The following is a 12,714-nucleotide window of genomic DNA, read 5'->3' as shown; positions in this document are numbered from 1 at the left end:
GCGGTGCGACGCCGATCTCGCACGGCGTTGCGATCGGGATTGCCGTTCGCGCGGCGAAACGATGATTTAACGTCGTCGCATCCTTGCGGGCTCGAACGGTCTTGACAGATGCGGCATATGGGCCAACTCTCAAGGACAGATGGCTGTCGCTGTGATGTCCCCCTGACGGAGTCCGCACTTCGTGTTTTTGGACACCCCAGTACCCCCCGGTTGAGAGGACAGTTGTCTTTTCCGTGGTCTTGCGCGTTGTCGGCTGGCCAGCGTGCAGCGCCAAGACCACGGACTCGGATCAACAGCGAATGGAGGGAGAATGACGCCGCCTGGTTGTCACTTGGGACCCCGCGCTGAAGCGAGGTCCAGCCTTGGATAACGCGAGCTGCTGCAGCTTCATGTTCGCGTGTCCGGGTTTTCCAACAGAACCAACTGTCAGACTTCATGCGAGGGCGGAGACCGGTCCGAGATCGGGGCTGGAACGCCAGAGCCTCGCCTCATAAGCCCGGCTCAGCTGGGCAGGTTATCGAAGACAAAAAGAGCCCCGATCGGCTGCGTGCGCGACGGGGCTCAATTCTTTTCCGGATCATGCGTTTGTCAGGGCTTGCGCTCGTGTCGGGGATGGCCGGGCGCGGGGGAGACCATGCCATGTGCGCCCGGCCATTGGAGCGCGATCGTTTTCGACAAGCGATCGGGCTCCGAGCCGATGGTGCGACACCGCGTGGAGGGGGGCGCGGCGTTGCTTCGGCTATTGCGTGACGGTGCCTTCGACGACGGTAGCGCCATTGAGCTTGCCGTCGTTGAAGACGAGCTTGTCACCCGGCTTGGCCATCCAGGAGAAACCCCACGGACCGGTCAATCCGCAGCCGTCCTTGCATTTCGCAGACAGGTCACCCGTCTTGCCGCCGGCGATGGTTTCGACGTGCTCCTTTTCGCCTTCGTCGATGCCGACCTTGAGTTCCGCCTTGTCCTGGTTCTCGATGGTCAGAGCCGAGGCGGGAGCTGCGATGAGCGCAGCGGCGACGGCGAGCAGGGACACTTTGATGAAGGACATGTTTCCTCTCCTTGAGTTTGCGTTTCTCTCGCGCGCGCTCGGGATCTCCGGGTTACCGCAATCCGGCGCACGCGATTGCTCAGTCATGTAGGAGACGGGATCGTGCCGGGAATTCGGTGTGTTTTCTTACGGGATCGCCTTACGCAAATGCTCATATTGAAAACGGGGAAGTGGGCCCGATATGAATGGGTTATCCGGGCGCGCACACCGTACGGATTTCCTCCGACGGAGGCGTGCCCTCGTGGCAGACGTGGTCACGGCCCCATGCAGCTGTTCTCGTTCTGAATCGCTGTCTGCGGCTTGTCCTCATGGGAAGCGGGCCGGCCGTTGCCCTGGGCGCCATCGGCCCGTGCGCGCAGGTACACGTAGATGTCATCCAGGTAGCACATGACATTTTTGTTATCGCCGAAGGCCGGCATGACGAGGCTTTGAGCCGTGTTCACGTCCTGCTTGCCGTTGACGACGATGTTCTGGAAGTCGGTGTAGCCGATGGTCTTGAGAGACTGGGTGAGATCCGGCGCGAAGCTCGATCCAGAGCCGTCGAAGCCGTGGCAGACCTCGCACGATCCATTGAAGCGGCGGTAGCCCGAGAACGTGTACCAGTCGACGGCATCGCCGGCGCCGATCTTGTAGGTGGGGTTGCCGTTGGCGTCGAAGTACTTGCCGTCGTCGGAGGAGGCGACCTTGGGATCGCCGACGGGGTTGGCAGCGGTGTTGGGGGCGGCTGCGGCGGAGACACTGGCCATGCCGAGGGCCAGGAGGGTGAGCAGGAGGGTGCGCATTGGCGGGGTCCGTTCGACGTTGACGCCCTCGGAATTTCGCGTTCCGAAAGAAGGCTTTCCTTGGAGATATGCGCGCGGGCGCGGACCACAAGGCGCCTTACGGCGAAGTAAACGTCATGGTCATTTCGGCAATGGGGCGGTAACGTCCGGCCGACGGTGCACGGCCATCTGAACGGCGCATGAACCTTGCGCTCAAGCGCGGTTCAGGGAGCTCGTGGCACATCCTGCGGCGGGATTTTCAGCTATCCAAGCGAGCCGCACGCATGACGTCCGAGGCAACGACATTCGAGGGAATGCATCCGATGACCGACCGAGCGCTGGACGACAACCCGCATCTTGGGCCCGTGAACCGCATCGTGCCGTTTCTCAAGACGGCGGCACTGGTGGTGACGATCGTGGGCGCCGTTCCGACGGCGGTCACCGCCTATCATGCGTGGCAGTACAAGGTTCCCTTCAGCCAGGTTTCGCACCGCCTCGCGCAGTACGAGATCTGGGAGCGGAACATCGACTGCAAGATCGAGTACAAGGCGCTGTCCACGGCTGAAGGCACGAAGATCGACGCCGGCGCCTGCGACGAGACGGGCGACATCTCGCTCAAGGTCTCGACCGACGACGGCAAGGCGACCTACGAGTGGATTGCCTACAATCAATTGCAGAAACCGGGCGAGGCTCCGCCGCCTGCCGGTATTATCGATCTTCTGATCGGTGCAGCACAAGCCGGAGCCGTGCAGGCCAAGGGCGTGCAGGTCGCGCAGGCGCTGGAGGTGGTCTGCCAGTCGCTGGTCAGCAAGTCGGAGCTGGTGCGGATCGTGAAAGAAGACGGCAAGTGCTATCGCGAGACCATGTCGCCGGTGCGCGGCACGGTCGACAAGCGCGAAGAGGTGCCGTGCGAGACCAAGTGCAAGGCCGGATAAGCGAACGCCGCGACGTCAACGCGGGCCGGATCCTGGACCCGGTGCCTAGGATCCGGAGTTCCGCTCGAGAGTTTCACGCCGCCGTTGCAAGTTCCGGGAACCAGAGGGCGAGGCCGCGGTCGCGGTAGGCCACGAGGTTGCCGTGCTGCTCGGCGGCGGTTCGTATCGGCGTGTCGAAGTGCGGACACAGCATGCCTGCCAGCATGGCCCACACCGATGCGTCGGCGCCGCAGGGCGCCGCGCCCATGAGCCATGGCTTGCCGCCTAGCGTGGCGGCAATGGCGTCGAGCGTGCGCGTGGCGAGACGCTGGATTTCCTCCTTCGAATGACGACCGAACCCCTGCGCGTAAAGGCTCTTGGCGACGCTGCGCCGAATGAGCGGCACGACGATGGGGCGCAGCGGCGCCGGCACGGCGTCGAAGAACGCGCGCGGTCCCTTGTCGAAGTTCGCCTTGTCCATCCAGCGCGCGTGGACCAGCGCCCAGTAGAGCTGATCCTCCGCCAGTTTCTCGAAGGCCCATGCGATGCCCTTCTCGGCCGGAGAGAGGCCTCGGTCGAAATCGACGCCGTACTTGTCCTCGAGGTGGAAGCGCAGGAAGGTCGAGTCTCCAAAGCGGTGCCCGTCGTCTTCGAAATACGGGATCTTACGCTTGGGTGCTTTGCCGAAATCGGCGGGTGCCGTCCGGTAGGGCATCCCTGACAGCTTGAGCAGCACCTCGGCCTTGCTGACGAAGGGGCTGGAGTCGGGCAAGCCGAATCTCGGACCTGAAACGTAGAGAGTGATCATCGGTCGCTCCGGTGCGTCGTTCGGATCGCCGGTGTAGCCCGCGATTGTGTCGCTGGTGCGCGGCGGCGCTCATTCCGAGAGCGACTTGGCGGGGTTCGAGGTTGGGTTACCCGCGGCTGTGCCACCCATGAGGCGGCGGGCGGCGTCGAGGGTGTCGGCCTCATGCGGAGGTTTGTCCCAGCGGATGCGGTGGATGCGCGGGAAGCGCATGGCGAGCCCCGACTTGTGGCGCGCCGACGGGAAGATGGCGTCGAAGGCGACCTCGAGCACGAGGCGCGGCTCGACGGCGCGCACGGGGCCGAACTGCTCGACCGTGTGCGTGCGCACGAAGCGATCGATCTCCATCAGCTCGGCGTCGGTCATGCCGGAGTAGGCCTTGCCGACCGGCACCAGCTCGTGGCCGGGGTAGATGTCGCCACGGGGCGCACCCTCGGCGGTCGGCTCCTCGATTTCGCGCCAGACACCGAAGGTGTAGTCCGAGTAGTAGGACGAGCGCTTGCCGGAGCCGCGCTGGGCATACATCAGCACGCAATCGAGGGTGAGCGCCGCACGCTTCCACTTGAACCAGTGTCCGCGCGGGCGGCCGGAGAGGTATGGGCTCGTCCAGCGCTTCAGCATGAGTCCCTCGATGCCCTCCTGACGGGCGTCGCTCCAGAGGCGGTCCAGCTCGGCGCGGCTCGCGAAGGGGACGAGCGGGCTCACGTCGGTGAGGGGCGGCGCATGGCGTGCGTGCCAGGTTTCGAGGCTGGTGCGGCGCTCGCGGAAGGGCAGCTCGCGCAGGTCCGTTTTGCCGTCGATGAGGAGATCGTACAGGCGCACGTGGGCCGGATGCTCCTTCAGCATGCGGCCGGTGACCACCTTGCGGTTGAGGCGCTGCTGCAGATCGTTGAAGGGGGCGACGACGCCGCGGCGTGCAACGAGAAGCTCGCCGTCGAGCAGCGCATCGAGGCCTTCGAAGGCGGAGACGACGTCGGGGAAGGTGCGCGAGATGTCGTCGCCGGTGCGCGAGAAGATGCGTACGTGGGGGCCATGCGCGGCGATCTGAACGCGGATGCCGTCCCATTTCCACTCGGCGGCGAACTCCTCGGGCGAAAAGTTCGTCCAGTCCTGCTCCTCGATGGCGTGGGCCAGCATGAGCGGGCGAAAAACCGGCGTGCTTCCGGCATCGGGCCGCGCGCCCTTGCCGTCGAGCCATTGGAAAAGATCGGTGTAGGGTGGGGTGAGCGCGTGCCAGATCTCCTCGATGTCCGACACATCGTGTCCACTCATCTCGGCGAGCGCGGTTTTGGCAAGGCGCGCCGAGACGCCGACGCGCGGGGCGCCGCCGACGAGCTTCAGAAGCGCCCAGCGGCCGCGTACGTCGAGACGGTCGAGGAGATGGCCGAGCGTCGCCGCGATTTGCGGGGGGTCTGCGGTTGCGATCGCGGCGACGGTTTCCGAAAGGCGTGGCGCGGGGTCGCGCAGACTTGTCTCGGGCCACATGAGGGCCACCGTCTCTGCGGTGTCGCCGACGTAGTCGCGCGAAAGGGCATACAACACGGGATCGACGCGCGTTTCGAGCAGCGTCGCGAGGCTGCGGCGCAAGGGGAGCCGCGGGAAGAGGCCGTCGGTCAGGGCGGCGAGCGCGAAGCCGCGATCGGGATCGGGCGTGGTGCGAAAATATTCGGTGAGGAGCGCAAGCTTGCCGTTGCGCGAGGGTGTCGTCGTCAGCGTGTCCAGCAGGAGGGCGAAGGGTTGCACGCTATTCTCCCTCGTCCTCGAAGCCGACGAGCGCAAGGGCGCGCGCCTTGAGACCGCGGCGCGTCAGCTCGTAGACGAGGGCGTCTTCGCGCCCGTGGGTGACCCACACATCTTCGGCGCCGGTTTCGAGCACGGTCTCGATCAGCTCCGGCCAGTCGGCGTGATCGGAGATGACCAGCGGCAGCTCGACGCCGCTCTGGCGGACACGGCCCTTGATGCGCATCCAGCCCGAGGCGAAGGCGGTGACGGGATCGGGGAAGCGGCGCGACCAGCGGTCGTCCACGGCGGACGGCGGGCAGAGCACGAGGGCGCCAGCGAGATCCGCGGGCTTCACGTCGGGCACGGGACGGATGTCGCCGAGATCGATGCCGAGGCGCTGGTAGAGCTCGGTCATGGCGAGGTGAGCGCCGTGCAGGTAGATCGGAGCGTCGTAGCCGGCATCGCGCGCGAGGCGGATGACGCGCTGGCATTTGCCAAGTCCGTAGGCGCCGACGAGATGGGCGCGATCCGGGTTGCGGCGAAGCGAGGCGAGAAGGCGCGCGACCTCGCGCGTGGCGGGCTCATGGCGGAAGACGGGCAGGGCGAAGGTCGCCTCCGTCACGAACACGTCGCAGGCGATGGTTTCGAACGGTGCGCAGGTGGGGTCGGAGCTGCGTTTGTAGTCGCCGGAGACGACGGCGCGCTGGCCGTTGCATTCGAGCACGACTTGCGCCGAGCCCAGGATGTGGCCGGCGGGTACGAGGCGAATGGCGACGCCATTGATGATGGTCGTGCGCCCGACGGCGGCCGCTTCGAAGCGTCCAGCGCCCTCCGCGCCGAGGCGGATCTTCATCACCTCGATGGTCTCAGGTGTCGCGAGCACAGCGCCGTGGCCGGGGCGCGCGTGATCGCTATGGCCGTGAGTGATGATGGCGCGATCGACGGCGCGCGCGGGATCGATGTAGACGCCGGCGGGCTCGCAGTAGAGGCCGCGGTCGGTCGGATAGAGCCAGCGATCTACTGCTGCAGCAGGCATCCGCCTGACCTAGGGTTTGGACCGCACCCGATCAATGGGTGATTGGCATCGAGATACGGCAAACGGCATTCGGCAGGCGATCCGCCGCGCGGGCCCCTTCGCCGTGTCCAGAGGTCGCCGCTGCGATCAGCCGATGTCGTGCCGAAGGCGCGCTGGGCGATGTCGTGCCAAAGGCGCGTTAGGCAATGTCGTGCCGAAGGCACGCTAGGCGATGATGTCGGGCAGGAGCTGGTCCTCGATCTTGGTGATCTGATCCTTGAGGGCGAGCTTCTTCTTTTTCAACCGGCGGATCAGCAGCTGGTCGGCGGTCCCGTTCATTTCGAGAGACAGGATCTCGTCGTCCAGCAGGCGATGCTCGGAGCGGAGCTTAACCAACTCCTCCCTCAGCTCCCTGTCGTTCTGCCGCTGCATGTGTGCCGCTCATTCGAAAACCGACCCGCCACAGTGCAAAGGTAAATGCACCCGGCCTGAGCCGGCGGGACTATCGTCTCATTTTCCGCAACACGCAAGCGAGACTGCCGAGCGCGTCATGAAAGTTCTTGAAGAAACCGACGCTTAGCGAAAAGTTAAGGCAGTATCTCCGCTTAAAGTTCTGTTTGTCATCGTCGCTGGGCCAATGGACAGTGCGTGGCAAATCTGTAACAATGCTTCGGTCTTCAACTCTGAAAAGGAGGTCAGGATGGCGCTATCGGCTCATCTTCAGGAACTCTCAGAGAAGCACCGGCAACTCGAGCGTCGGATTGAAGAGGAGGCGTTAAGACCCGGTTCGGACGACTTAGCGATCCGCCGGCTTAAGCAAGAAAAACTAAAACTCAAAGACGAAATCGTCAGACTGGAAACCGAAACACGACACTGACGCCTTTGGCGGAGCTGCGACGCGCGGCTGCCACCGGCAGCTGCCATCGCAGCGCTAGGCCTCACAGTCGGGTTTGATCCTCCCACCCATTCCGAATTCCGATGCGAGGCAGCTCGATCGGGTGAGCGTGTGCGGTCGCGACACGCGGTTGGACGCATGGGCTGCGCCGGCGAGACGCCGACGCGCGTGCCGGTGTCAGGCGTCCTTGGCCATTTCGCGCAGTTTGAACTTCTGGATCTTGCCGGTGGACGTCTTCGGCACCTCGGTGAAGATGACGCGTCGCGGCGCCTTGTAGCGCGCGAGCCGCTCGCGGCACCATTCGATGATCTCGTCCTCGGTGGCGTTCTCTCCGGGCTTCAGCTCGACGAATGCGCACGGAGTCTCGCCCCATTTCTCGTCGGGCTTCGCGACCACGGCACAGAGGACGACGGCCGGGTGCTTGTAAAGCACGTCCTCGACCTCGATGGAGGAGATGTTCTCGCCTCCCGAGATGATGACATCCTTCGAGCGGTCCTTGAGCTGGATGTAGCCGTCCGGATGCAGCACGCCGAGGTCGCCGGAATGGAACCAGCCGCCGGCGAACGCTTCTGCCGTCGCGTCGGGGTTCTTGAGGTAGCCCTTCATGACGATGTTGCCGCGGAACATGACCTCGCCCAGCGTCTCGCCGTCGGCCGGAACCTCGGTCATGGTGACCGGATCCATGACGGTCAGGCCTTCGAGGGCCGGATAACGGACGCCCTGGCGGGCGCGTTTGGCATCCTTTTCCGGCTTGGGCAGGCTGTCCCAGGCGCTATGCCATTCGTTCAAAGTCGCGGGGCCGTAGGTCTCGGTCAGGCCGTAAAGGTGGGTGAGCGCGAAACCGGCCTCGTTCATGCGGGCCATCACCTCCTCCGGAGGCGGGGCGGCGGCGTGGTTGAAGGCGACGCGATGCGTGATCTCGCGGCGCTCGTCGGGCGCCGCGTTGAGGAGCGTCGCCATGACGATCGGCGCGCCGGAGAGGTTCGTCACCTTGTGATCGACGATGGCGTCGTACATGGCCTTCGCGCGCACCCAGCGGAGGCAGACGTGGGTGCCGCCCACGACGGAGAGCGTCCACGGAAAGCACCAGCCGTTGCAGTGGAACATCGGCAGCGTCCAGAGGTAGACGGGATGGCGCGTCATGCCGGTGGCGATGGTGTTGGCGTAGCACATGAGGGCGGCGCCGCGGTGGTGATAAACGACGCCCTTGGGATTGCCGGTGGTGCCGGAGGTGTAGTTGAGGCTGATGGCGTCCCATTCGTCGGCGGGCATGCGCCAGGCGAAGTCCGGATCGCCGGACGTGACGAAGGCCTCGTAATCGACGTCGGAAAGCGGCGGGCCGAGATCGGGAAACTCGGCGTCGTTGCAGTCGATGATGAACGGAGTGGCCTTGGCCTGTGCGAGCGCGCTTTGCATCAGCACCGAGAACTCGCGGTCCGAGATCAGGATCTTGGTGTTGGCATGATCGAGCTGGAAGGCAAGGATCGGTGCGTCGAGGCGGGTGTTCATGCAATGCAGGACGGCGCCGGTCATGGGCACGGCGTAGTGCGCCTCCAGCATGGCCGGCGTGTTGGAGAGCATCACCGAGACGGTATCGCCGGGGCCGATGCCCTGGCGCACAAGTGCCGAGGCCAGGCGGCGGGCACGGGCATAGAACTCGGCGTAGCTTGTGCGCCGCGTGCCGTGGATGATGGCCGTGTGCTCGGGGTAAACCTTCGCCGCGCGCTCGAGGAGGCCGATCGGTGTCAGCGGCTGGTAGTTGGCCGCATTCTTGTCGAGGCCAATGGAATAGGGGTTTTCGTTCATCAGGGCCTGTTGGCTTTATGCTTTGAGTGTTTTTCTAGCGAACGCGGCTCATGGCGGCAATGTCCAACCGCTTTTCGGGCGGGCGGACGGCGCCGGACCTTCGTCGTTGCCAATGCTTTAGGCAAATTGCCGGGGCATATGTCAATGCGCGGACGCGTTTCGGCTTTGAATGGGGGGCGATGCTCTGTAGCATCGCGGCGTGTGTCGTCAGGTCCTCTTTTGCAGGGGAGATGGAAATGACGGAACCTGAATTCGAGAGCGTCGCCCTCTGGGTGGTCGTGGTTGCGGTGCTGGTTCTGATGACGCCGTGGGCGCTGCTCTAGGCGCGGCCGTCGGGTGCCTTTCGGAGTGCGCTCCGTCGGCCAGCGCTTCAGTGCGCCGCGCTAACGGCTTTGGCGCGGATGGGTTTCCCCGTGCCCGCGCCGCTGCTGTCGAACCCTGTCAACTTCCGAGCTGCCGTCTTGCGCGGCCATGAGCCCAACATGCCACGGCAAGTTGGAGATCCCCTTAAGAAGCCTGATTAATAATTGGTATGAATGGTGCGTTGGCCTGTCGCAGCGCGTGCAAATGGCCGCGGATGCTCCATAGAGGGGGGCGCGCGCTTGAACCCGGCGTGAGGATAGGGCAGGAAATGGGTTGCGCGCCATGAAGCGCGATTGATTTGGTGGGATCGCGATCGCAAGTCCGAAGGTTGGGTCCGGATCGGCCGGAACCCGGGGCGGTCATGGTCTCACGAGGCGCGGCGGTGAAGAGGAGCCCGGCATGAGCGAGAAGTCCCCCAAGCAACTTCTGCATCTGGTGTTTGGCGGTGAGCTTCGCGATCTCGACGGGATCGAGTTCAGGGATCTCAGCGGTCTCGACATCGTGGGGATCTTTCCGAACTACGCCGAGGCGCTTGTGGCCTGGAAAGCCGCGGCGCAGAAGTCCGTCGACAATGCGTCGATGCGTTACTTCATCGTTCACATGCATCGGCTCCTGGAGCCCGAAGCCACCAAGGTTGGCGCCTGACCGCCGACGCGAGGCACACGCGGCCGGCAAGTGTCCGACGAGCGACCGATAAAGCAGGAACGCGCGAGACGATGGCGACCGCCACCACCGATAGCCCCGACGGGCAGGGCCGCGAGCGAAAAAAGAAGACGCTGGCGCTCGACGCGCATTCGCGCCAACTGCTGTCGCGTTTCTTCAACGATTGGTTGCGTCCGCGATGGCGCGAGCTCTTAGGCGCGCTCGCACTCACGGCCGCCCTGGCGCTCGCCACGGGCGCTTACCCGATGGTGATCAAGTTCTCGTTCGACAATTTGCTTGCAGGCGACGTCGCGTGGCTGCCGTGGGTGCTGGTGGCGATCATCTTCATTACGCTCGCGCGCAGCGTGCTGCTCTACTTCCAGACGGTGGCCACGCAGCGTATCGGTCTCAGGCTCACGACCGACATGCAGAGCGAGACCTTTCGTCATTTGATCCACGCCGACTACGCCCGCCTGACGCGCGACACGCCGGGGCGACTGATGTCGAAGCTGACCAACGACATCCAGTTCATTCAGCAAGCGACGCTGGCGTCCATGAACTCGATCATGCGCGATTCCATGTCGGTCGTGGCACTCGTGGGGTCGATGTTCTATCTCGACTGGATGATCTCGCTGGTGGTGCTTGGCGTGTATCCGTTCGCCGTCATGCCGATCGCGAGCATCGCGCGGCGCGTGCGGCGCAATTCGACGCGGACGCAGGCCGAGCTCGGCGGGATGACGTCGCTGCTCGCCGAGAAGCTCGGCGCGACGCGCCTGATCAAGACATTCCGTCTCGAGGACTACGCGGCAGGGCGCATGAACCGCAGCTTCGAGGAAGTGTTCCGGCTCAAGCTCAAGGGCGTGTCGGTCAAGGCTCGGCTCGAGTCGCTTCTCGAAGCCCTCGGCGGCGCGGCCGTTGCGGGCGTCATCTGGGTCGCCTATTGGCGCATCTCGAGCGGAGCGGCAACGGTCGGCGATTTCATGGGGCTCACGGCGGCGTTGCTGATGGCCGCGCAACCGCTGCGCGCCATCGGCGGTCTGGTGGCTCGCCTCCAGGAGGGGCTGGCAGCCATCGACAGCATCTACGGGGTTCTCGACGAGAAGCCGACCAACAAGGATCTCCCCGGCGCCAAGCCGCTGCAGATCCAGGACGGGACGGTGAGCTTCGATCACGTCAATTTCCACTACGGCGAAGCATCGATCCCGGCGATCATAGATTTCACGCTCGAGGTCAAGGGTGGGCAGACGGTGGCGCTGGTCGGCCGGTCGGGTGCCGGAAAATCAACCATCGTCAATCTCGTGCCCCGGCTTTTCGACGTGACCGGCGGGGCGATCCGTATCGATGGCCAGGACATCCGCGAGGTGACGCTGGCGTCGCTGCGGTCGTCGATCGCGCTCGTGAGCCAGGACGTGACGTTGTTCGACGACACGATCCGCACGAATATCGCGCTCGGCAAGCTCGATGCGAGCGACGAGGAGATCATCGCGGCGGCGAAGGCGGCGGCAGCGCACGAGTTCATCCTTACGCAGCCGCAAGGCTACGCGACGATGATCGGAGATCGCGGCGTGCGCCTCTCGGGTGGGCAGCGCCAGCGGCTTGCATTGGCGGCGGCGATCCTCAAGAACGCGCCGATCCTGCTTCTCGACGAGGCCACGAGTGCGCTCGATACACAATCGGAGCGGCTCGTGCAGCAGGCTCTTGCGGAATTCACGAAGGGGCGCACGAGCATCGTCATCGCGCACAGGCTGTCGACGGTGCAGAATGCCGACCTCATCTGCGTGATGGAGAGCGGGACGATCGTCGAGACCGGCACGCACGGCGAACTCATCGCGCGGGGGGGAGCCTACGCTAAGCTCGTGCGCGCGCAGCTGCTGTCCGACACCGACGACGCGCCGCCGCCGGGTGTGCCGCTGAACTGAGGCTCTACTCGCGGCGGAAAATCTTGTCGACGATGCGGTTGGCCCACCCCCGGGAATGCAGCTGCTTGGCGACGTCGTCCGGATCGTAAACCGTCTGCACCCAGTCGTAGAATTCGATCGGCGTTCGCGCGGCGTAATCCAGGTAGGCATCGAAGACGTGGTCGAGGATGCCGGTGTCGGCCTGGCGGATATGGCCATAGCGCAGGGAAAGCTGGCGGCGGGCCTTGGCGATGGGCACGCCGCGGCGCGTATAGAGATAAAGCGCGCTCATCAGGCCGACGCGGTCGGCTCCGGATTTGCAATGCATGAGGATCGGATACTCGACGCTTGCGAACAGGTCGCGGGCGGCCAGCAGCTCGGCGCGCGTGGGGGCGGCGCGGGAGCGGATCCGGAAGTCGACCAGCTCCAGCCCTTCGGCTTTGCAGGTCGCGACCTCCTGGGCGTAGGTGGAGGAGGAGGTTTGCCCCCTGAGATTGACCACGGTTCTGATCCCGCGGCGCGGAAGCGCGCGGATCTGATGGGGAAGAGGTTGCGCGGCGCGCCAGGCCTCGTCCGACAGACGGTGGCGATTGGGAAAGGCGAGCCGGAAGATCAGGTGGTCCAGCAGCAGCATGTCGAGATAGCGTGCGTAGGGGCCTCCGGCGCGGCGAAGGGAATCCGGGAGTGCGGAGGTCACGGCATGCACGCCGGCCCAAGCCTTTTTCCGGACTGCGCGTTTTGCCCGCTTTACGAGCGATGCCATCTCTCTGGGAATTCCCCGTGCGTCACGTGTGCCCGGCCGGTTCAGCCCGAGCGCCTCCTCAATGCCAGCCTTTCGGGTGGGTAGC

Annotated in this window: 12 protein-coding genes; 4 read left to right on the top strand and 8 right to left on the bottom strand. The window is 64.8% G+C overall.

Annotated elements, in window-relative coordinates:
* Positions 1-739: 739 nt before the first annotated feature.
* Together QZV93_RS11970 and QZV93_RS11965 are read right to left on the bottom strand one after the other, a co-directional pair.
* Positions 740-1,045 (bottom strand): hypothetical protein, encoded by a 306-nt coding sequence (locus QZV93_RS11970; RefSeq protein ID WP_295558739.1) that lies wholly within the window; start codon positions 1,043-1,045, stop codon positions 740-742.
* Positions 1,046-1,299: 254 nt separating this feature from the next.
* The gene (locus tag QZV93_RS11965; RefSeq protein WP_295558737.1) at positions 1,300-1,827 is read right to left on the bottom strand and encodes a c-type cytochrome, methanol metabolism-related; all 528 of its coding nucleotides are present in this window, start codon (positions 1,825-1,827) and stop codon (positions 1,300-1,302) included.
* A 302-nt stretch (positions 1,828-2,129) separates the two neighbouring features.
* Between QZV93_RS11965 and QZV93_RS11960 the strand changes: the two genes are divergently transcribed.
* Complete coding sequence (locus tag QZV93_RS11960) at positions 2,130-2,741, top strand: hypothetical protein (RefSeq protein ID WP_295558736.1); 612 nt, start codon at positions 2,130-2,132, stop codon at positions 2,739-2,741.
* Between the two features lie 73 nt (positions 2,742-2,814).
* Here QZV93_RS11960 and QZV93_RS11955 read toward each other — a convergent pair whose 3' ends face one another.
* From QZV93_RS11955 to QZV93_RS11940, 4 genes are all read right to left on the bottom strand, one after another.
* Entirely contained in the window at positions 2,815-3,528 is a 714-nt protein-coding gene (locus tag QZV93_RS11955; RefSeq protein ID WP_295558734.1) for a glutathione S-transferase family protein, read from the bottom strand.
* Between the two features lie 69 nt (positions 3,529-3,597).
* Positions 3,598-5,268 carry a cisplatin damage response ATP-dependent DNA ligase gene (locus QZV93_RS11950; protein ID WP_295558732.1) on the bottom strand — a complete coding sequence of 557 codons (1,671 nt, stop codon included), beginning with the start codon at positions 5,266-5,268 and terminating at the stop codon, positions 3,598-3,600.
* A 1-nt stretch (position 5,269) separates the two neighbouring features.
* Complete coding sequence (locus tag QZV93_RS11945) at positions 5,270-6,283, bottom strand: ligase-associated DNA damage response exonuclease (RefSeq protein WP_295558730.1); 1,014 nt, start codon at positions 6,281-6,283, stop codon at positions 5,270-5,272.
* A 204-nt stretch (positions 6,284-6,487) separates the two neighbouring features.
* Positions 6,488-6,694: a DUF465 domain-containing protein gene (locus QZV93_RS11940; protein WP_295558728.1), complete on the bottom strand. Its 207-nt coding sequence runs from the start codon at positions 6,692-6,694 to the stop codon at positions 6,488-6,490.
* Positions 6,695-6,962: 268 nt separating this feature from the next.
* Between QZV93_RS11940 and QZV93_RS11935 the strand changes: the two genes are divergently transcribed.
* Positions 6,963-7,139 (top strand): DUF465 domain-containing protein, encoded by a 177-nt coding sequence (locus QZV93_RS11935; RefSeq protein WP_295558726.1) that lies wholly within the window; start codon positions 6,963-6,965, stop codon positions 7,137-7,139.
* A 195-nt stretch (positions 7,140-7,334) separates the two neighbouring features.
* Here the strand turns inward: QZV93_RS11935 and QZV93_RS11930 are convergent, their stop codons facing one another.
* Positions 7,335-8,963 carry an acyl-CoA synthetase gene (locus QZV93_RS11930; RefSeq protein ID WP_295558724.1) on the bottom strand — a complete coding sequence of 543 codons (1,629 nt, stop codon included), beginning with the start codon at positions 8,961-8,963 and terminating at the stop codon, positions 7,335-7,337.
* Between the two features lie 762 nt (positions 8,964-9,725).
* On the opposite strand from QZV93_RS11930, the gene QZV93_RS11925 reads away from it, so the two are divergent.
* A complete protein-coding gene (locus tag QZV93_RS11925; RefSeq protein WP_295558723.1) occupies positions 9,726-9,971 on the top strand; it encodes a DUF4170 domain-containing protein in 246 nt (81 codons plus the stop codon).
* 71 nt (positions 9,972-10,042) lie between these two features.
* Positions 10,043-11,887: an ABC transporter ATP-binding protein gene (locus tag QZV93_RS11920; RefSeq protein ID WP_295558721.1), complete on the top strand. Its 1,845-nt coding sequence runs from the start codon at positions 10,043-10,045 to the stop codon at positions 11,885-11,887.
* A gap of 4 nt (positions 11,888-11,891) precedes the next feature.
* On the opposite strand, the gene QZV93_RS11915 is transcribed toward QZV93_RS11920, so the two are convergent.
* Positions 11,892-12,629, bottom strand: coding sequence for a sulfur transferase domain-containing protein (locus QZV93_RS11915; RefSeq protein ID WP_295558720.1), 738 nt, complete (start codon positions 12,627-12,629; stop codon positions 11,892-11,894).
* Between the last annotated feature and the right edge of the window lie 85 nt (positions 12,630-12,714).

The organism is uncultured Hyphomicrobium sp. (genome assembly GCF_902826555.1).
Taxonomy (GTDB): domain Bacteria; phylum Pseudomonadota; class Alphaproteobacteria; order Rhizobiales; family Hyphomicrobiaceae; genus Hyphomicrobium_C.
This window is presented reverse-complemented; position numbering and strand designations above follow the sequence as displayed.

Coding starts and splice junctions, on each gene's coding strand:
- QZV93_RS11915 (WP_295558720.1), bottom strand. CDS start 12,629: ATGGCATCGCTCGTAAAGCGGGCAAAACGCGCAGTCCGGAAAAAGGCT.
- QZV93_RS11970 (WP_295558739.1), bottom strand. CDS start 1,045: ATGTCCTTCATCAAAGTGTCCCTGCTCGCCGTCGCCGCTGCGCTCATC.
- QZV93_RS11955 (WP_295558734.1), bottom strand. CDS start 3,528: ATGATCACTCTCTACGTTTCAGGTCCGAGATTCGGCTTGCCCGACTCC.
- QZV93_RS11960 (WP_295558736.1), top strand. CDS start 2,130: ATGACCGACCGAGCGCTGGACGACAACCCGCATCTTGGGCCCGTGAAC.
- QZV93_RS11935 (WP_295558726.1), top strand. CDS start 6,963: ATGGCGCTATCGGCTCATCTTCAGGAACTCTCAGAGAAGCACCGGCAA.
- QZV93_RS11925 (WP_295558723.1), top strand. CDS start 9,726: ATGAGCGAGAAGTCCCCCAAGCAACTTCTGCATCTGGTGTTTGGCGGT.
- QZV93_RS11965 (WP_295558737.1), bottom strand. CDS start 1,827: ATGCGCACCCTCCTGCTCACCCTCCTGGCCCTCGGCATGGCCAGTGTC.
- QZV93_RS11920 (WP_295558721.1), top strand. CDS start 10,043: ATGGCGACCGCCACCACCGATAGCCCCGACGGGCAGGGCCGCGAGCGA.
- QZV93_RS11940 (WP_295558728.1), bottom strand. CDS start 6,694: ATGCAGCGGCAGAACGACAGGGAGCTGAGGGAGGAGTTGGTTAAGCTC.
- QZV93_RS11945 (WP_295558730.1), bottom strand. CDS start 6,283: ATGCCTGCTGCAGCAGTAGATCGCTGGCTCTATCCGACCGACCGCGGC.
- QZV93_RS11930 (WP_295558724.1), bottom strand. CDS start 8,963: ATGAACGAAAACCCCTATTCCATTGGCCTCGACAAGAATGCGGCCAAC.